Origin of the sequence: Streptococcus sp. FSL E2-3488, from assembly GCF_038003585.1 — a bacterium.
GTDB classification, from domain to species: domain Bacteria; phylum Bacillota; class Bacilli; order Lactobacillales; family Streptococcaceae; genus Streptococcus; species Streptococcus thermophilus.
Genome location: NZ_JBBOPL010000001.1, coordinates 1,753,786 through 1,774,395 on the forward strand (window position 1 = coordinate 1,753,786; position 20,610 = coordinate 1,774,395).

Annotated in this window: 15 protein-coding genes and 4 pseudogenes; 5 read left to right on the forward strand and 14 right to left on the reverse strand. The window is 39.5% G+C overall.

Annotated features, from left to right (window positions below; translation table 11 throughout):
- Positions 1-17 precede the first annotated feature (17 nt).
- Positions 18-656 carry a cyclic nucleotide-binding domain-containing protein gene (locus MHH90_RS09010; RefSeq protein WP_014607889.1) on the forward strand — a complete coding sequence of 213 codons (639 nt, stop codon included), beginning with the start codon at positions 18-20 and terminating at the stop codon, positions 654-656.
- A 100-nt stretch (positions 657-756) separates the two neighbouring features.
- Complete coding sequence (gene def, locus MHH90_RS09015; RefSeq protein ID WP_340725898.1) at positions 757-1,371, forward strand: peptide deformylase; 615 nt, start codon at positions 757-759, stop codon at positions 1,369-1,371.
- Between the two features lie 160 nt (positions 1,372-1,531).
- Here the strand turns inward: def and ilvA are convergent, their stop codons facing one another.
- The 4 genes and pseudogenes from ilvA to MHH90_RS09045 form a co-directional block, all read right to left on the reverse strand.
- Entirely contained in the window at positions 1,532-2,782 is a 1,251-nt protein-coding gene (gene ilvA / locus MHH90_RS09020; RefSeq protein WP_002949243.1) for a threonine ammonia-lyase IlvA, read from the reverse strand.
- 109 nt (positions 2,783-2,891) lie between these two features.
- Positions 2,892-4,622 (reverse strand): annotated as a pseudogene (locus tag MHH90_RS10310) (glycoside hydrolase family 66 protein); the annotation flags it as partial.
- 437 nt (positions 4,623-5,059) lie between these two features.
- The gene (dtd, locus tag MHH90_RS09040) at positions 5,060-5,503 is read right to left on the reverse strand and encodes a D-aminoacyl-tRNA deacylase (protein ID WP_004197391.1); all 444 of its coding nucleotides are present in this window, start codon (positions 5,501-5,503) and stop codon (positions 5,060-5,062) included.
- A 12-nt stretch (positions 5,504-5,515) separates the two neighbouring features.
- Positions 5,516-7,735: a RelA/SpoT family protein gene (locus MHH90_RS09045; protein WP_340725899.1), complete on the reverse strand. Its 2,220-nt coding sequence runs from the start codon at positions 7,733-7,735 to the stop codon at positions 5,516-5,518.
- Between the two features lie 168 nt (positions 7,736-7,903).
- Between MHH90_RS09045 and nrdI the strand changes: the two genes are divergently transcribed.
- Entirely contained in the window at positions 7,904-8,362 is a 459-nt protein-coding gene (nrdI, locus tag MHH90_RS09050; RefSeq protein ID WP_041826949.1) for a class Ib ribonucleoside-diphosphate reductase assembly flavoprotein NrdI, read from the forward strand.
- Here nrdI and MHH90_RS09055 read toward each other — a convergent pair.
- The 8 genes and pseudogenes from MHH90_RS09055 to tig form a co-directional block, all read right to left on the reverse strand.
- Positions 8,349-10,561, reverse strand: a pseudogene (locus MHH90_RS09055) (bifunctional 2',3'-cyclic-nucleotide 2'-phosphodiesterase/3'-nucleotidase). The gene nrdI and the pseudogene MHH90_RS09055 sit on opposite strands and share 14 nt — an antisense overlap.
- Before the next feature lie 552 nt (positions 10,562-11,113).
- Entirely contained in the window at positions 11,114-11,857 is a 744-nt protein-coding gene (locus tag MHH90_RS09060; protein WP_084825734.1) for a 16S rRNA (uracil(1498)-N(3))-methyltransferase, read from the reverse strand.
- Positions 11,858-12,811, reverse strand: coding sequence for a 50S ribosomal protein L11 methyltransferase (prmA, locus tag MHH90_RS09065; protein WP_113870452.1), 954 nt, complete (start codon positions 12,809-12,811; stop codon positions 11,858-11,860).
- Complete coding sequence (locus MHH90_RS09070) at positions 12,811-13,257, reverse strand: NUDIX hydrolase (protein ID WP_011680655.1); 447 nt, start codon at positions 13,255-13,257, stop codon at positions 12,811-12,813. The genes prmA and MHH90_RS09070 overlap by 1 nt, the downstream gene beginning before the upstream one ends.
- Before the next feature lie 15 nt (positions 13,258-13,272).
- A complete protein-coding gene (locus tag MHH90_RS09075; RefSeq protein ID WP_014607879.1) occupies positions 13,273-13,743 on the reverse strand; it encodes a DUF3013 family protein in 471 nt (156 codons plus the stop codon).
- Positions 13,744-13,837: 94 nt separating this feature from the next.
- Positions 13,838-15,442 (reverse strand): CTP synthase, encoded by a 1,605-nt coding sequence (locus MHH90_RS09080; RefSeq protein WP_002949230.1) that lies wholly within the window; start codon positions 15,440-15,442, stop codon positions 13,838-13,840.
- Positions 15,443-15,692: 250 nt separating this feature from the next.
- Positions 15,693-16,268 carry a DNA-directed RNA polymerase subunit delta gene (gene rpoE / locus MHH90_RS09085; RefSeq protein WP_024009706.1) on the reverse strand — a complete coding sequence of 192 codons (576 nt, stop codon included), beginning with the start codon at positions 16,266-16,268 and terminating at the stop codon, positions 15,693-15,695.
- A gap of 157 nt (positions 16,269-16,425) precedes the next feature.
- Positions 16,426-17,709, reverse strand: coding sequence for a trigger factor (gene tig / locus MHH90_RS09090; protein WP_011680653.1), 1,284 nt, complete (start codon positions 17,707-17,709; stop codon positions 16,426-16,428).
- Positions 17,710-17,849: 140 nt separating this feature from the next.
- On the opposite strand from tig, the gene MHH90_RS09095 reads away from it, so the two are divergent.
- Positions 17,850-18,692 (forward strand): mechanosensitive ion channel family protein, encoded by an 843-nt coding sequence (locus tag MHH90_RS09095; RefSeq protein ID WP_011225338.1) that lies wholly within the window; start codon positions 17,850-17,852, stop codon positions 18,690-18,692.
- Between the two features lie 99 nt (positions 18,693-18,791).
- On the opposite strand, the gene MHH90_RS09100 is transcribed toward MHH90_RS09095, so the two are convergent.
- Complete coding sequence (locus MHH90_RS09100) at positions 18,792-19,289, reverse strand: sigma factor (RefSeq protein ID WP_002949220.1); 498 nt, start codon at positions 19,287-19,289, stop codon at positions 18,792-18,794.
- A gap of 291 nt (positions 19,290-19,580) precedes the next feature.
- A pseudogene (locus tag MHH90_RS09105) lies at positions 19,581-19,685 on the reverse strand (IS200/IS605 family transposase); the annotation flags it as partial.
- Between the two features lie 357 nt (positions 19,686-20,042).
- Between MHH90_RS09105 and MHH90_RS09110 the strand changes: the two are divergent.
- Positions 20,043-20,507: pseudogene (locus tag MHH90_RS09110) on the forward strand (transposase family protein); the annotation flags it as partial.
- Between the last annotated feature and the right edge of the window lie 103 nt (positions 20,508-20,610).

Below are 20,610 nucleotides of genomic sequence, written 5' to 3' on the forward strand. Positions count from 1 at the left end.
TCCTAAAAAGGAGATGTATGCGTAACCACACTATTCACCCTCAACTTGAACAAGTCTTCTCAGCCCCCTATCTCAGCCAATTACAGAAAGTCACCTTTCAAAAAGGCAATTACATTTGCACTCAGGGACAAGATATCACTGAGTTAACCTACATTTTATCAGGTAGGGTAAAAATTGTTCGCTCCCTATCCAATGGTAAAGAACACATCCTAGAAATGCCTCAACAACCACAGCTACTGGGAGACGTTGAACTCATGACCAATCAATTAGCGGGTTCTTCAGTCATTGCTTTAGAAGAAGTTCAAACAGTCCAGCTCCCATTAAATAATAAAGAGGCACTCCTCAAAGACCCTATTTTTCTCTATCATATTGGGCGTAACCTAGCAATGGCTCTGCATAGACAGGGCATTACTGCCTCAACGAATGCCAGCTACTTTGTCAAAGAGCGTCTAGCTACTCATATTTTGAATATTGAGGAACAAGATATCTTTCAGTTATCACCATCCATTTTATCTTCTAGTTTTGGGACTAGCTATCGACATGTACAGCGAGTCATCAAACAATTTATCGACCAAGGAATCATTGAGAAGAAAGCTTTTAAAACCTATCGCATTTTACAGAGAGATAGCTTGGAAACCTTGGCTTTCATCGATTAAAAAAACGCTATTTTAGCCCTTGATGGTTTAACTTTCAACCCTTTTGTGCTATAGTTATAAACAAGTAAACAAGTAAATCAAATAAAATAGAGGTATACAAATGGATGCTCAAACCAAAATTATTCGCGCCAGCCACATGATTGATATGAACGATATCATACGCGAAGGCAACCCAACCTTGCGTGCTGTCACTGAAGACGTAACCCTACCACTTTCAGATGAAGATATTATCCTTGGTGAAAAAATGATGCAGTTTCTTCGTAATTCACAGGACCCTGTTATCGCTGAAAAAATGGGACTTCGAGGAGGTGTTGGTCTTGCAGCACCACAATTAGATATTTCAAAACGCATTATTGCTGTTCTCGTTCCAAATCCTGAAGACGCTAAGGGGAATCCACCTAAAGAAGCTTATAGCCTTCAAGAAATCATGTATAATCCTAAAGTAGTTGCCCATTCTGTTCAGGAGGCTGCTCTAGGTAACGGTGAAGGATGCCTTTCAGTCGATCGCGACGTTCCTGGATATGTCGTTCGCCATGCTCGTGTTACTATTGAATACTTCAACAAAGAGGGTGAAAAGAAACGTATTAAACTCCGTGGTTACGACTCAATCGTTGTTCAACATGAAATCGACCATACTAACGGTATCATGTTCTACGACCGTATCAATAAAGACAATCCATTTACTATCAAGGATGGACTCTTGATTATCGAATAATGAGAATCCTCAGTAGAGATACTGGGGATTTAGATTGAAGAAATGATCCTCCTTAAGTCTTTCTAGATTATGATGGATTCTTCAAAGTATTTCATCGCTAGTTTACACATAGAAAAGAACTGACTAATATCAGTTCTTTTTTCATTATATGAACCCGTCCTCAGACAAGCATGTTGTAAAGTGTTTCATTTCCGTTAAGATTAATGTAACTTGGATCAAATTCAGAAAGACGCTCAAGAAGACCATCATAATCATTCTTATCACTAAGAGCTATACCAATGAGAACTGGACCTTTCCCTTTATTGGCACGTTTGATGTACTCAAAACGAGTAATGTCATCATTTGGCCCTAAGATATCATTTACAAACTCACGAAGGGCTCCTGGACGTTGTGGGAAATTAACCACAAAATAGTGCTTGATCCCATCATAGATAAGGGCACGTTCTTCCATCTCTGGCATACGGTTGATATCATTATTACCGCCTGAAATGATGCAAACGATAGTTTTTCCTTTAATTTCATCTTTAATCACTTCAAGTGCCGCAACTGATGCTGCCCCTGCAGGTTCTGCGATAGTACCAACCTTCGAGTACATATCAATTAAGGTTTCTGAGATTAATCCTTCATCAACTCCCAAGAGACGATCTACATATTTACGAGCAACTTCGTAAGTTTTTGCACCTACCTTTTGGACAGCAATCCCATCTGCAAACTTATCAATCTTTTCAAGTTTTACAGGATAACCATGGTCAAAGGCTGCACGCATACTACGAGCACCACTAGCCTCAACACCTACAACCTCTATAGAGGGTGCCACATCCTTGATATAGGTAGCCACACCAGAGATGAGTCCACCCCCACCTACCGGCACTAAGATACTATCAAAGGAAACACCTTCCTCTTGAGCTTGCTCATAAATTTCATAAGCAACAGTTCCTTGACCCGCTTGGACATTATAATCATCGAATGGATCAATAAAAGTCATCCCTTCCGACTTCGTATACTCTTGTGCCGCTTTAGCAGATTCATCAAAGGTATCTCCAACCAATTTAATTGTTACAAACTTGCCACCAAAGAAACGTACTTGACCAATTTTTTGGAGAGGGGTTGTTACTGGCATAAAGATAGTTGCAGGAATCTTCATTTCATTACAAGTATAAGCAACACCTTGGGCATGGTTTCCGGCTGATGCACAGACCACACCATGTTCCTTGTCTTCATCACTTAACTGATGGATCGCATAGTAGGCACCACGTAATTTAAAGGAACGTACCTTTTGCATATTTTCTTTTTTAATATAAATAGTCGCTCCATATTTTTCAGATAAGTAGCGATCAAAATCTAGTGGGGTACGCTCCACCACGTTTTTTAAGACTTCATTAGCCTTTACGATATCATTTGCAGTAATCATTGGCTCTCCTTTGACACAAAATTCAAACTATTTCTATTGTATCACAATTTTCAGAAAAATAGCAATCTATCAAAAGAAAACTCCTTGTTCATACAAAGAGTTTTACCTATTATTTATTCTTTTTTGACATCAAGAAATTACGAAGAACTGTCACCTCTGCTAGGACTATAGTTTTAAGTATAGCAACAACACGTTCTCCCCACTTATGAGATTTTGCTGTTTTATCAATGTAGCCTTAAGATTTTTAGTTGATCTTTTATCATCTGCTTGCATCTTTATCCTACTGGCAAGGTTAAGATCTTAACTACCATTGTAGGTGTTCTCTGACGAAGGTGTATTGACAAGGTCTTGACGACTGCTACACATATAACTGACATCCATTGTGATGCTGTCAATCATCTCAACAATATTTCTGATTGTTGTTGCATCATACAAGCCACCCTCCGTATCTCTCAAGATAGGTACTGCTAATTTTTCGATAGAAACCTCTGAAGTAGCTACTACCATAGAGTGAGATTCCGAGCTAGCTGTTTCTGAATATCTTTCATAATTACTAAAGAGTGATGCTACTTCTGTGACTGTTTTAAAAGTACTTAGTAAAAATTCTGAGACCCGTGGAGTTTCAGAAAGACGATTCCAACTATTGATGTTTTCTGGTACTCCTTCAAAGATCATTTCCTCTGAAGTGCTTGCCTGGCTCTCTGATTCTGTCAAATAAACTGCTGGTTCTTCAACTACTTCTGATTCTGAAGTTGACGCTTCTAATGATGCTGTTGTACTTTCTGACACTTCTGACAAGGCGACTGAAACAGATATACTTGCGGCCTCCGAAATTAAAATATTGATTGAATCTGATACTACTGAACCTTGATCCGTATTAGACGCTGAGTTATCACCTTTCTTAGCATGCAAGATCTCTGATACAGCTATTGCTACCGGAGCAGCTACTGAATTTACTAGCTCGTCAACTAATGGTGATGCTTTAAATGTCTCATCTAATTTAGGAGATTCCATAGATGGTTTCACATCTGTTGTAGCCTCTGAATCTTTGTATACTAAAGCATGTTCCAAAGAGTTAGTTTAGGAACTCAAATGACAAGTACCGGTTAATCATTTTCATCTGTTTCAAGCCTTGCTTGTGCCTTTCTCATAATCGAAAGTTGCCCAATCATCTGGTGACATCATATAGAGTTGATCTGCAATTTTAACAGCCTCTTGAGCTGTTTTTCCTGATAGGCTAAGACGAACTGTGAGATTTTCTTGAGCATACGGTGTTTTATTGTCCACATCACCCTCTTCATTATGCCAGCTCGCATTGATGCCGATCATGTTAATCATTTGAACAGTTGATAAGCCTTTCCCAGACTTGACAAATATCCAAACTTTATCACCTGTCACACCTAGAGCATCCTTAGAAAGGATTTCACCAGTAATATTCTTAGTAGATACAGACCGATTACTGTTAGTCACACCCTCACTGCGGAGAAGATTTTCATAAGCAGTGATAAACTGTTGGTGGTTGTAAAGCTTACGAATAGTATACTTAGCTACACTAAGGTATGGAGTTTGGTAATAGGCAACTTTGAAAGACGTTAAGAGCTGCAATGGACATGTGATAACCACCAGCTGCAACTACTGTCGCATCTACCAGAAAAGCCGCGTCGGCTTGTAATGGCTTGCTCGCAAAAACATTTTTACCAACACTGTTAGTTGCTTTTCCAGCAAGAACAGTATAGTCAATCCCCGATTCCCCCATGTAAGCACCAACGATAAGTGATTCAGTTTTGTTGCGTACCATATCAATACGTGCTTTCAAATCACCGTAGGCAATCTGCATACGACCTGGAATAACTAATAACTGGTTTTATTACTTCTGAATTGACCACGTTACCTGCCTTGGCAGCTTGATTCATCCCTAGGATACCACCGGCTACAAACAACCCTGATAATAATTTAGTTGACGCTACTTTCTTTAACATATCTACCTATCCCTCTAAAAAAGTTTAAATCACCTCAGCGTTTCAAATTATTACTATTTGTATTTGCATGCTGTAAACTCGAGTTATTTTTTGTAAAACAAGGGAATTTCCAGAAATCATCATAAACGGTAATTTTTTCATCTTGAATAGTCAGTTTTTTTCAGAAATTAGATATCCAGTTATCTAATTCTATCTAGAATGATAAAAATAAACAGTAAATGATGACATTTCAGCTCCTAAAATCCTAAATTTGATGAGAATAAAAAACATCTCCCATGCAAAGTGAGAAATGATTTGTTTATCTATTTTTAGTATCCAAGATGACAGTAACAGGGCCATCATTGACCAGACTAACCTGCATATCTGCACCAAAGCGTCCTCTTTCTACAGGAACATAACTTGACAAGGATTGGTTGAAATCGTCATAGAACTGGCTGGCCATGTCAGGCTTTGCAGCTCCCGTAAATGCCGGTCGATTCCCTTTTTTCGTATCTGCAAAAAGCGTAAACTGAGAAATCGATAAAATCTGACCACCAATATCCTTAACAGAGAGATTCATCTTGCCATCTTCATCTGAAAAAATGCGCATATTGATAATCTTACGAACCGCATAGTCAAGATCCTCTTTAGTGTCTTCTGGGCCAACTCCAACCAAGAGCAAAAGCCCTTGCTTAATAGTACCGACCGTACTATCCTCAATAGCTACAGAAGCACTTTGCACACGCTGAATCACAATCTTCATAGCAGCAACTCCTTAACCATTAGTACGTTTAACACTATAAACATCTGGAATAATTTTAATCTTATCCACAAGGCCAGTCAATTCAATAAGATTAGCAATTTCAAAGCTAACGTGAATATTGGCAAACTTCATATCCTTAGTTGGTTGTGCATTAACCGAAGCAATGCTCTTGGTTGTATTTGACAAGATTTGAAGAACATCGTTCAAAAGACCCGAACGATTTAGGCCATAGATATCAATCTCAGCTAAGTAAGATTTATTGGTATTGCGTTCATCCCACTCAACTTCAATTAAACGTTGCTCATAACCTTCTTGATTCTTGATATTATTACAATCTGAGCGATGAATAGCTATTCCACGTCCCTTAGTGATATAACCTTCAATCTCATCTCCAGGTACTGGGTTACAACACTTAGCGATACGCATAAGGAGACCTGAGGCACCTTGAATGATAACTCCATTTTCACTTTTAACCTTGAGAACATCTTTCTTCTCAGTCTTGACCTCGCCACCATTCATCAGTTCTTCAGCTTCAGCTTTTGCCTTAGCACGCTCTTCCTCACGGCGTTCTTTTTCTGTCAGACGATTGAAAACCGCAGCGGCACTAATTTCACCAAAACCAACAGCAGCATAGAGAGCTTCCTCACTACGCACACTCATACGAGGAAGGATCTCCTCTATATGTTTCTTGTCTAGGTACTTGTTGGCAATATAGCCATGCTCTTGGAAATAGGCTATCAAAAGCTCACGACCCTTGGTGATTGAAGCTTCCTTGTCTTGATTCTTAAAGAATTGACGAATTTTATTTCTGGCCTTAGTCGTTTTGACCATCTTAATCCAGTCACGACTAGGACCAAAGGAATGAGCATTGGTAATAATCTCAACCACATCACCCGTCTTGAGTTTGGCAGTCAGAGGCACCATACGACCATTAACCTTGGCACCTGTGGCTTTCTCGCCGACTTGGGTATGGATGGCATAGGCAAAGTCAATAGGACCTGAATCTTTAGGCAATTCCTGAACATCACCTTTTGGTGTAAAGACATAAATTCGCTCTGAGAAGATATCCTCTTTTACAGAGTCAACAAATCCCTTAGCATCCCCGTTTGAGGCATCTTGAAGTTCCACAAGATCTTTAATCCAATTCATTCCCAAAGCAGACTCTTTCGAATCGACCTTGCCCTTGATACCTTTCTTGTAAGCCCAGTGAGCTGCAACCCCGTATTCGGCAACTTGGTGCATCTCCTTAGTACGGATTTGGATTTCAATAGGCCCTATGGGACCATAAACCGTCGTATGGATAGACTGATAACCATTGGATTTAGGATTGGCAATATAGTCTTTGAAACGTCCAGGCATAGGACGCCAGAGCTCGTGGATGTATCCCAACATAGCATAAACGTCACTATGCGTCTCCATGACACAACGAATAGCAATCAAATCATAAATCTGATCAAAGCGTTTCTTCTTGTCACGCATCTTACGAAAGATAGAGTAGATGTGTTTTGGACGGCCATAAACATCACCGACAAGCCCTTGTTCAGCTGTATAGGTCTTAATTTTATCGACAATCTCGTCCACAAGTGCCTCACGCTCGCGGCGTTTTTCCTTCATCATGTGGGAAATCTTATAAAATTCTACCTCGTTAAGGTAACGGAAAGCCGTGTCTTCCAATTCCCATTTGATGCGGCTGATACCCAAACGGTGGGCCAAAGGAGCGTAAATTTCCATCGTTTCACGAGAAATGCGCTCCTGCTTATCCTTACGAAGATGCTTGAGAGTACGCATATTGTGCAAACGGTCTGCCAGCTTAACCAAGATTACTCGGATGTCCTTAGACATGGCCATAAGCATCTTACGGTGATTTTCAGCCAACTGCTCCTCGTGAGACTTATATTCAACCTTACCAAGCTTGGTAACACCGTCTACAATATTGCGTACATCCGTACCAAAATCCGCTTCTAAATCATCTAGCGTCTTTTCCGTGTCTTCAACGACATCATGCAAGAAACCACAGGCCACTGTTACTGCATCAAGATGGAGATCTGCCAAAATACCTGCCACTTGAATAGGGTGGATTATATAAGGTTCTCCTGACTGACGAAATTGCTCACTATGAGCATCCGTCGCATAATGCCAGGCCTTTTCGACTAATTTCAAATCATCTGCTGACATATAGGACGAGCAAACGTCTAAAATTTCTTCTCCTGTTACATTTTTATCTTTAGCCATGATTTCTTCCTTCGCTTCTTTTAATTAACCTTTATTTTATCACTTTTGTAAGTAAAGAAAAAGAGCTAGATAAGCAATTATTAACTGGGAGGAGTCAACTTGAAAAACACAACATCTTGTGTTAGAATGATTGAACAAACACAAGATATAGATAGAAAGAGGACACTCATGTCTCAACTCACCCTCGTGTATATTAGCCTGAGCGGTAACACCCAAAGCTTTGTCAAACGTATGTCTGATTATCTCTCCCTAAATCATGGGATTAATTGCCGCCAAATCAATATTAAAGAGCTTAATCATGAAACCTTCCAAGTGGATGAACCGTTTGTTGCACTCCTACCAACCTACCTTGAAGGTGGGAATGGTGTTGACAATGGAGATGTTGAAATCTTAACCAATCCACTGGGAGACTTTATCGCAGCCCATGACAACCACAAACGTTGCTTTGGTATCATCGGTTCTGGGAACCGCAACTTCAATAACCAATACTGCCTAACTGCTAAACAGTACAGCCAGCGTTTTGGCTTCCCAATGTTGGGAGACTTTGAACTACGTGGTACACAGTCCGATATTGAGCGTCTAGCACCTATTATCCTAGAAGCACAAAAGAACTTTATCCAACTGTAAAACTAGAGCAAAAAAGCCCTGACATGGGCTTTTTCTCTTGCTTAATTTTTTTGTATTTCTTGATTCCAAAGAAACCAGCCAAGGTCACAAGAACCAGACCAGCTAAAATTGCTGACACGGATTCATCTGAACCTGTATTTGGCAAAGTCTCAGCAGAACTTGAAACTTGAGTTTCTTGGATTTGAGCTTGAGGCAAGATGATTACCTGAGAATTTGACAACTGAATAGCTGTAGTAGGTTTAACCAAGCTAGACCCTTCGATAACCTTTGGTGTCACGCGCTTAGTTTGATCCACTGTCTCAGCACCTTTTGATAACTTCTCAGATTCTTTATTAGCCGTATCCTCGACTTGATTTGCTTTTTCCTTAACAATCAAACGGTACTCCGCAAATCCTGCCTGTGTTGATGGGCCCCACATAACTAATAGCATCCTGATTAGCAAGGTGGGCACGTGCATTATCCGATGAGGCAAAACGGATATCCGCATTTGCAATGTTTGGAAGGAAACTCCAATTCCCATCGGCACTCTGATTAATCGTTTTCTCACTGACAATATAGTCAATGATGGCCTGACGATTTTCAAAATTGAGGAGACGTTTTTCTGCGGCATCCTTAACACCAGGGAAATTACCAGTCGCACGGTAGTTATTGGTTACGACAAGGAAGGTTTGATTCAAATCAATTGGTTGACCTTGATAAGCTAAATCACGGACACGACTGACATCTTGGTTAACCAACTTACCTTTACGGTCATACTTGTTAGGTTGTGTTAAATCGAACTTGTAAGTCAACCCATCAATCACATCGTAATTATATGAGGGATAGCTACTGTTAATGAGTTGTTGGGGTTCTTTGCTGTTAGGGTCAATTTGATTGAACTGTCCTGCAGACATTTCCAACCATTCTTTAATCTGCGCACCAGTCACCTTGAGAAGAGCAGTGACATTATCATAGAGGTAGAGGTCTACGACATTCTTAATGGCTAATGGACCTGCTGGAATGTCAGTGTAGTAACTTGCATCCCCACGATTCCCTGCCTTGAAAGGTGCAGCTGCTGAAAGGATTGGTAGATTTTCATCTGCTGTTCCCGCTACTTGTTTTTTGGCATACCACAATTGCGCATTGTTTACGATTTGAATAGATGGATCGTCCTGAACTTGAGCAAAATAGCTAGTGATTGGGGCAGTGGTCTCACCAACTTCCTTACGAACATAGTTGATATTGTCCCATCGTGGTCATGAGCAGCCATGTCAATTAGAGCTTTATCCGCAATATCTGACTTAGTATCAATTTTTTCAAGCTTAGCCTTACTGTTGACAACTTTCCATTTGCCATCCGTATAAGTCAACTTGACATCCATGATACCGAGATGATCTCCGAACTTACCAGCCATAACTACAGGTTTCCCATTGATGAGACCATTGACATCATCTACACCAGGATATTTGGCATAAAAACTTGTACCATCACCATTTGGGAAATCCGCATGAGAATGTCCTGTCGCAACAGCATCAACACCTTCGATACCAGCAATTTGGTAACCTTCATTTTCCTCGTTCTTAGTATATTCATTGTCGCCAATACCAGAATGAGCAGCAACAAGAATAAAATCAGCCCCAGCAGCCTTCATTTGAGGAACAATAGTCTTAACAGCCTCCATTGGATCGTCGACAGTTACCTTACCTTCAAGATTGGCCTTATCCCAAACCAAAATCTGCGTTGGAAGGACACCAGTAATACCGATTTTTAGCGTTACCTGTTTGCCATCCGTATCGGTAAAGGTCTTATTAACAATCTTATAGGGATTGTAATAGTAGTCACCTGTCTGAGCATTGCGCACATTAGCATTGATAATGTTAATCTTAGCGGCCTTAACCATGCGATCCAAAAATTCGAGGCCATAAGTTAAACTCGTGATTTCCAAGCGTTTCAGCATCGTAACCAAGCATCTCAAAAGCCTTGTACATAGGGTGAGTCTCACCTTGGGCAACAGGATCAATCAAGGCCTTATAAGTTCCAAAAGGAGTTCCTTGAATCATATCCCCACTGTCCACCAAGACCGTATTGGGATTGGTTTCACGGGCTTTTTTGATAAGGACAAGCAGTTTTGGACAGACCAATGCTTTGAGACGGCTTATCTTGATAATAGTCATAGTTAACCAAGTTGGTGTGAATATCTGTTGTTGACAAAATCTGCATATCAACAGTCTGTCCCTCATGAGCAGGTTCAGTAACGGTTTCAGGCTGTACTGGCACTGCTGGTGTCACTTGATTGGCATTAGTCAAAACAGCACTAGCTTCTTGACTTGCTTGGGCTGTTGAGCTAGAAGATGATGATTCTACAGACGCATTTGTCGCTACTGGTGTTGGTGTAGCAGATACAGTCTCTGTTCCTCCTTGAACAGCTGTCCCCGAAGTTCCTTGTCCTGATACGATAGTGGCTCCACTATCTGTCACAGTTTCAGTTGAGGTAGTTGGAACTGGCGCCGTTGCCTCATCAGCATGCCCCACAACTTGTAGCACAGTCAAGAGAGCAAAAAGGTCCAAAACAACAGCGGATTGAGTCACATAACGATCCCGTTTTCATTAAAATTTTCCCCTTTTATAAAGATAATACAATTATATTAAACCGAAATAAGAATACCAACTTTTTTTAGAAATGCTCGATTTGTCATACAAAACCAATGACATGATTCAATCTTAGATTAAAAGTGTCAAATACAAAAAAGTTGGAACAAAGCCAACTTTCTCTTAATTATTCAATTCTAGGGCATAACTCACACTGCTCAAAGCATAGAGGGGAGCTGTTTCCGTCCGCATAATACGCGGTCCAAGGCCAATTTTAACGCCACCAGCTTCTTCAAATGCATCAATCTCAGACGGAGAAATACCACCTTCTGGTCCAAAGATAAAGAGGAGCTTCTGTCCATTTTCCACCTTAGCCAACTCACGAGCTAGAGTAGCCAACTCACCCGCTTTAGCTGTTTCCTCATAGGCGATAAAAATCTTATCAAAATGAGCTAATTCTGATAGAAATTCTCCCTTCTTCTCGAACAATCTGACTTCTGGAACACAATTACGCTTGGATTGTTCTGCAGCTCCTAGAGCAATTTTGGCAAGTTTATCTTCCTTCTTGGCAAGCTTCTTACCATCCCATTTAACTACAGACCAGTCGGCAGGGAAGCCCCAAATAGCCTGAGCTCCAAGCTCTGTTACCTTTTGTGTCACCAGTTCCAGCTTGTCTCCCTTGGGAAAACCAGAAGCAATGGTTACAGATACAGGCATCTCGACAGTCTCATTTAAGTCTTCAATCACTTCAAAGACATGATTCTCACGATCAATCACACGAGCAAGGCGCTTGACACCATCTTCAAAAACCAAGACAACCTGATCATCCTCTGTTAAACGCATAACGTTAAACATATGCTTCACAGCATCCTTGTCTTTGATGATCACTGGATTTTCAACCTGCCCCTTTATAAAATACTGTTGCATTTAGCCTCCAATCACACCTGAAATATCATCCGTCTTCTTGAAGACACAAGTATTCCACTCTCCCTGAACCATGTGAGTTTCCAGGAGGAAACCAGCTTTCTCAGCCGATTCACGCACCATATCCCATTTTTCAGAGATAATCCCTGACATAATCAAATAACCTTCATCCTTAACCAAACGATAGGCGTCTTCCGTCAGGTGGATGAGAATATCCGCCAAAATATTAGCCACGATAACATCAGCTTCTTGAGTTACACCCTTCAAAAGATCTCCCGTAGCAACGTGGATATTTTCCATACCAGGATTCATGTCGATATTTTCCTGTGCGACTCGAACCGCCACATCATCAAGGTCATAAGCATAGATTTCCTTGGCTCCAAGAAGAGAGCTAGCAATCGAGAGAACTCCCGAACCAGTTCCCACATCAATCACCGTCTCACCACCACGAAGCACCTGTTCGAGTGCAAAAAGGCTCATCTTAGTCGTTGGGTGGGTTCCTGTTCCAAAGGCCATGCCAGGATCCAGCTTGATAATCTTTTCACCTACTGATGCCTTATAATCTGTCCATGACGGCACGATGGTCAAATCATGGGTAATGCGAGCTGGTTCATAGTATTTTTTCCAATTCTCAGCCCAATCTTCTTCAACCAATTCTTGAGTTACCAAGTGAATATCTCCCGTTTCAAGACCAAAATCTGTCAACTCATCCAAACGATCATTAACCTGCTTAGTAATAGCCTCGATATCTGCTGATTCCGGATAATAAGCCGTAATTTTAACTGTCTCAACCTGCTCAACCTCAGGATAAAGTTCCCCAAAGCGGTCCGCATTTTCCAAATAATCTGCACTGTCATCAATAGTCACACCCTGGCTCCCAGATTCGATTAAAATATTAGAAGCCGCCTCTTCGACCTCACGATTAACTTCAATCGTTAATTCTTGCCATTTGTTCATTAATTATCTATTTCCTTTCCTACTAAATAGTCTTTAAAACGTTCTTGCAACTGGGGAATGACACCTTCTGCTTTTATAAAATCCTCTATAGGCATCAATTTAAATTCCTGCCCTTCATCTCCAAAACAAATCTCTTGATACTGCTTCTGACTAATTTGGGCAACCACAAAAACAGCTAACCTATCTTTATCCAAGATACTAGGGTAGATTCGCGACCAAATAATCGATTCCTCTTTCAAAGTCAAGCCTAGCTCCTCCCAGACTTCACGTTGAAGACACTCAAGTGGCGTTTCTATGCCCTCTCTTCCACCACCTGGTAATTCCCACATATTTGGCCAAGGAATATCTGGCTTATTATCTCTAAGAACGACCAGAATACTTTTCTCTACTAGTAAGGCAACCTTAACACCTGTAAAATCTAACTGATCCTTTAGATAAGCATCCATCCCTTTTCACTCCCTTTAATACCTTGGATAAGCAAAAAACACCTTCTCTTCAAGTTGAGCTTTCCCTTTTTCGAAAGCTTCTTTGTCCCAAACCAAACCGAATTCCTCAGGTCCATCATCAGATAGAAAATCCATCAAGTCACTCAACCCTTCCGTTGCCACCTCATTTAATGTTTCTGCAAAATAAGCTAAAAACTCACGAGACAGACCTTTTTTAGGTTCATATGGGATTGTTACTAGGTAATCCTCCTCATCAAATCTCGATTTTGCTGGATTGTAAAAGAGCACGTAATCTTCAAAAATAACATCTTCATCAGACACTTCACCCTTATCATCAATAGTCTCCACATTACCACTGTTTTGCGCTTCTAGGATGAACGTCACCTCCACAGCGTGATTCTTTTTATCCCAGTCCATCGCAAAATCATAATCCAGGTGCTTATCTAATTCTTCTTCTAATACTGACAAAAAGCCAAACTTAGCCATTTGTTTTCCTCACTCTTTCTTATTATTCCCTTTATTTTAGCATAAAAGAAGCCAATAAAAAACAGAGTAGGCTATTCCACTCTGTTCTAGTTCATTATTTAGCATTTTCAACCGCTGCTGTTACAAAAGCACTGTAAAGTTCTTCAGCATGGTTTGGACGGCTATGGTATTCTGGGTGGTATTGCGCTGCAACAAAGAATTTCTTATCTGGGAGTTCTACGACTTCCATCAAACGATTATCTGGTGACACGCCTGAGAATACAAAGCCCTCAGCCTCGAACTGCTCACGGAACTTAGTATTAAATTCATAACGGTGACGGTGACGACGTTGTACTACCTCTTGGTTGCCGTAAGCGGCTGCTGCCTTAGAACCTGGTTTCAACTTACATGGGTAAAGACCAAGACGAAGAGTACCACCCATATCTTCAATATCAATTTGATCACGCATAATATCAATAATTGGGTATTGAGTTTCTGGATCAAGCTCAGCTGAGTTAGCGCCATCCAAGTGAAGAACGTGGCGAGCAAATTCAATACATGTCAATTGCATACCGAGGCAGACACCCAACATCGGCACATCATTTTCACGTGCATAACGAATAGCTTGAATCTTGCCCTCTGTACCACGTTGACCGAAACCACCAGGAACGATGATACCATCAGCATCAGCCAAGCGAGAAGCAACATTTTCAGCAGTCAAATCATTAGCATTAACCCAGTCAATATCAATGGCAGTATCATTTGCCAAACCTGAGTGTTTAAGCGCCTCAACCACTGACAAATAAGCATCGTGAAGCTCCACATATTTCCCAACAAGAGCAATTTTAGTTGTTTTCTTAAGGTTAAGTACCTTATCAACCATAGCAGACCATTCTGTCATATCTGCAGCTGGTGCATTCAGCTTCAAATGATCGCAAACGATTTGATCCATACCCTGAGCCTGCATATTAAGTGGCACTTGATAGATATGTTCCACATCTAGTGATTCAATAACAGCCTCAGGTGCTACATCACAAAACTGAGCCAACTTATTCTTGATTCCTTGCCCAGCAGGTTCCTCTGTACGAATAACCAACATATTGGGTTGAATACCTAAACCACGCAATTCCTTAACAGAGTGTTGCGTTGGTTTTGTCTTCATTTCCCCAGCAGCCTTCAAGTATGGAAGAAGCGTTGTGTGGATATACATAACATTGTCAGAGCCCACATCAGCCTTCATTTGACGAAGAGCTTCTAAGAATGGAAGACTTTCAATATCACCAACAGTCCCACCAACTTCAGTGATAACAACATCTGAATCAGTCGTTGTCGCCGCACGCTTAATCTTGTCTTTCAAAGCATCTGTGATATGCGGAATTACCTGAACAGTCGCACCTAAGTACTCCCCTTTACGTTCTTTACGTAAAACTTCACTATAAATCTTACCAGTAGTAACGTTAGAGTATTTGTTAAGGTTAATATCGATAAAACGTTCGTAGTGGCCAAGGTCAAGGTCCGTTTCAGCACCATCATCAGTGACATAAACTTCACCATGTTGGTAAGGACTCATCGTTCCTGGATCAATATTGATGTAAGGGTCAAATTTTTGAATGGTAACCTTAAGTCCACGATTCTTAAGCAAACGTCCAAGACTCGCAGCTACAATCCCTTTACCAATTGAAGATACCACACCACCAGTGACGAAAATATATTTTGTCATGTTAACTCCTTATAAAATAATACAAAACAATGAAAAAAGCAGATTGATTACCGTATTCGATAATCAAAATTGTCCTTTACCAGTATACAACATGAGTGCTATTTAGTAACTCAATAGCAACAAAACCAGTAGATGACTGAAAACAAAAATGACCCCAAGAGTTTTACTCTGGGAGCCTTAATCATGGCCTCTTTAAAAGAGGTGCCCGATAATTAGTCTAAACTATCCAAAACCATTTGTCAATGAAAACTTAGTCATTTGTCTCATCTTCATAGTCATCATCGTCATCTTCTTCAGACAACTCAACATCATCTAAATCGTCATCTGGAATAATTTCATTCAACTCAGAATCATAAGATTCCACCTCGGCTTTCTCATCATCTTCGTTATCGTTGTCATATTCAAGAATAGCAGAAGAAGGTGTAAAGTTCTCGTCTTCTGGATCATCATCATTATAGTCGATGGCATCTTCATCACCATCCATGAAGGCATTAACTTTCTTGTTTTTACGTTTTGGTGCATTTTCATCAATATCTTCCAATGTGATAACCTCTTCATCGATTTCATCAATAGCATACCATGAACGCAAGCCCCATTTGTTATCACCTAGTGGAATGAAACTTCCATCCGTATTCAAATCTGAATAAAAGAATGGCAAAGCACTACGGATATCGGCATCCGATTTTTCTAAGTAATTTTGAATTTCATTGACTAAATCGTTGAAATACATTTCTTTATCACGACCACGTGTTTCTAAGATAGCACGGGCCACTTCAATCATTGATAATTCACTTTTTTCTTGTCCAGCAAATACGTCTAGTTCCAAAGCGGTTCTCCTTCATTATTACTCAAGCTAATTCCTACTAGAAAATAACCCAGCAATCAAATTTCGCTACCCTCTATTTTACGCTAAAAAGAGTCAATAGTCAAAGTATTTATAGAATAAAAAATCAAGTCTCAACAGAAACTTGATTTTAGGTATATTATTTAACTTTTGCTGAACTTGTAATAACTTCAACAGCTTTCTTCATAGCAATATCATGTTTAAGCATTTCAGGTGAAAGAAGTTCAGAAACTTGTGATACTTCCATATTGTACTCAGCTGCAAGGTCATTGATTTCTTTTTGGATTTCTTCGTCTGTAGCGTCAAATCCTTCCGCAGCAGCAACAGCTTCGATAACAAGGTTAGTTTTCACACGTTTATCAGAATCAGCTTCATATTGTTTACGAAGATCCTCTTGGGTTGTACCAGTAATTTGGAAGTACATTTCAGGAGAAATACCTTGACGTTGCAAGTTACCCATGAATTCGTTCATAGCACGGTGAACTTCATTTTCAACCATTTCTGCTGGCAATTCAACGATTTCAGCGTTTTCAACAGCCAAATCAAGTGCAGCACCTTCAACAGCATCATCAAATGCAATTTCTTTAGCTGCTTCAAGTTCTTTACGATATTTAGCTTTCAACTCATCAAGAGTGTCAACTTCGTCATCAAGGTCTTTAGCCAACTCATCATCAAGAGCAGGAACTTCTTTAGCTTTAACTTCGTTAACTTTAGTAACAAATACAGCAGCTTTACCTGCAAGATCAGTAGCTTGATAGTCTTCTGGGAAAGTTACTTTAACTTCTACTTCATCACCAGATTTTGCTCCAACCAATTGGTCTTCGAAACCTGGGATAAATTGACCTGAACCAAGTTCAAGAGAGTGGTTTTCACCTTTACCACCGTCAAATTCAACACCGTCTACTGAACCAACGAAGTCAATAACCACAGTATCTCCATATTCAGCTGCACCGTCTTTAACAATCAATTCAGCTAAGTTTTTACGTTCGTTTTCAAGCTTAGCATCAACTTCTTCGTCAGTGACTTCTTTTGAAACTTCTACTGAAACTTCAAGATCTTTATATGCTCCAAGTTTTACTTCTGGTTTTGTAACAACTTCTGCAGTAAGTGTCCAATCTTGACCTTTTCCAATTGATTTTACATCAATTTTTGGTTGTGCAACAACATCAAGACCAAGTTCAGCAATCGCTGCTTCATAAGCTGCTGGAAGTATTGCATTCAAAGCATCATCGTAAAGAGCTTCTTCACCAAATTTTTGGTTAAATACGGCACGAGGAATGTGTCCTTTACGGAAACCTGGTACGTTCAAATTCTTTTTAACCTTGTTAAACGCTTGATCCAAAGCTGGTTGAATTTTATCCTGACCGATAGTAAATGTCACCACACCACGGTTTGTGGCTGTGTTTTCAAATGATACAGACATGTAGTCATTCTCCTTAAATTTTTATAGATACAGTTTAGTTTACCATATTTCAAAGCCTTTTGAAAGTTTTTTTCTCCAATTTAATAACAAGAAAAACGTTATAGACTGTTTCTTTTTACAAATTTTGATAAACTAGAGATATGAATATTTTACAAAAATATATACAGCAATTTAATTTCGAAGAAAGCCTAATGCTACTTATTTCGAAAGGAATTAAACTTCTCATTCTCCTCATCATCTTTCTGCTTAGTAAAAAGATTATCAACTTTCTGTTTAAACATACTGTCGGACGTTCACTATCATGGACCATTCAAACATCCGCCCGTAAAAAAACTATTGAACACCTACTGCACAATTGCATGCACTATATCCTTTACTTTTTCCTTGTATACTGGCTTCTAAGTATTTTGGGTGTTCCCGTATCTAGCCTTCTAGCAGGAGCCGGACTTGCCGGTGTTGCCCTTGGTCTAGGAGCTCAAGGATTCCTATCTGACGTCGTTAATGGTTTTTTCATCTTATTAGAAGATCAATTTGAAGTTGGTGATTCTGTTGAGGTAGGAGCCATTACAGGTCTTGTTTCTACTATGGGTATCCGCACTACTCAGATTCGAGGCTTTGATGGAACACTTCATTTTATACCTAATCGTAATATCACAATCGTTTCCAATAAATCTCGTGGAGATATGAGAGCTCAAATTGACATCCCAGTCTATACTTCTACCGATATCAATAAAGTAACAAGCATTATCCAACAAGTTAATAAAGACAACATTGAAAATTATCCTGAAATTATTGGGAGTCCAAATATCATCGGATTAACTTCAAAACCTTCCGGACAACTTGTTTTTCGTGTTGACATTTTTACAAAAAATGGACAACAAGTCCATATCTATGCAGAATTCTTAAAACTTTACCATGAAGCTCTAAATAAAGAAAAGGTTGACCTTCCAAGAATTACTGGAAACACAATAGAGGTAAAATAAACAAACTCATCTTATAATGAGAGTCACTAATAAACAAATTAACTGATACGAATAATGTCCATAACTATTGAATAAAACAAACTAGAGAATAATTTCAACTCAGTCTTCTTCATTACATGGATCAAAGTCAACCATCCAAAATCTTAACTCTCGTATCATCTTTTTCCTTCCCCTAAAGCATTCACCACCCAACAATCGATCCAACTTAAGAGAATCTTCCGATGATAACTGCTCACGAAAAGCATTAAGCTGTTCATCATAAGCAAGTCTATCAACCATATCTAGCTCCTTATTGGGAATACAAAAGGCAATATCTGAAATTTCAACATAGCACTGTCTATTAGCTTGACGTTTTACTGACTCCTGCCGCCTCACTTCATCATTAAGTCGATTCCTAAACTTAGTTTTAAAGTAACGACGTAACTTATCATCATCTTTCTCTAAATCAGGAAACTTTTTTAAAAGCTGATACAAAGTCATCATCGCCTCTTGCTCCATGTCAGCTTGATCCCAAAGCTGAATAAAGTATTGCCTAAAAGCCTTAAGTACAATTGGCCTTACCTTTTCATATGCCTTAACAAAAACTTCTTGTTCCATTGAACCTCCAATAATAAATATAAATTCTGTAATTAGATAATTACAGACCTATTATAAAAGAATGTAGAAAAATAAAATAGAGACATATATGTCACTATAAATAACTTGACTAAAACAATTAAATAAGCGAGATAGAGTCAAAACCACCCACGAGAACAGGTGGTTCGTTCTTCAGCTAAAAGGCACCTCTAACGGTAGACGCCTAAAAATCTAACGAATCGTTTCCCTTCATCTCACCTTTTCTCGTTAACCCGACAAACTGCTCTCAATATCAACAAAAACTTAAAAACTAAATTTACAATACTCATATTTATACTTTAAATTAGCGTTTCCAATAAATATCATTAAGCTACTCTTACCCTTTAAATATCCCATAAATGAAGAAACAATTAGTTTATATAATCACACTACTTTTCCACAGGATTGTATTAGAGTGATAGCAAAGCGATTTTGTGAACTATTTTAGTAATTCATACCCCCATAAGTTGCCGTTTGCTTACCTCGAAAGTAAGCAAAAAGGAAAGCAAAAAAATACCCGTTAGGGTATCAATCAATTTACGAGTTCAGCAGGCAAGAGACTAGCACCAGCAAGGTGCTTTTTTAGTTGTCCTCGCCTAGCTCCTTTATTATATGGCTCTATAATTTCTGTAGTGGGTAAAACTACTGTAGAGATTATAGAGCTTTTTGAGTGTACACAAAAAGTCCCATAAGAACTATAATGAAAAGCAACCAAATCATCATTAGGAAGAACTTATGAGACTTATTAAGAATACCACAGAATTAATCGGAATCAAAGACCAAAACATCATTATTTCACTTGTTTTTGAAACTGACACTCATATCGAGATTCAAGCAAAACTTGATTACCCTTCACCATCATGTCCTCAATGCCAAGGAAAGATGATCAAATATGACTTTCAAAAAAACTCTAAAATCCCTCTTCTCGAGCAAGCGGGAACGCCAACTCTACTACGTCTGAAAAAACGTCGTTTCCAGTGTAAAAATTGTAGGAGAGTAAGGGTGGCTGAGACATCTATCGTTGAGAAAAACTGCCAAATCTCTAATCTGGTCCGACAAAAGGTTACACAACTCCTAACTGAGAAGGTGTTACTAACTGATATTGCCAGAAGACTTCGCGTGTCGACGTCCACTGGCTATCGTAAGCTTGATCAGTTTACTTTCAAGGAACATTATGACAAACTCCCTGCTGTTATGTCCATGTGGCTGCATCAGCGATGGTTGTATTAACTAGCAGTGCTGTAGCTGTAATAATACCGGCTAGTTTAATAAACTTCATCATGTCTCACTCACCTTGTGTCTC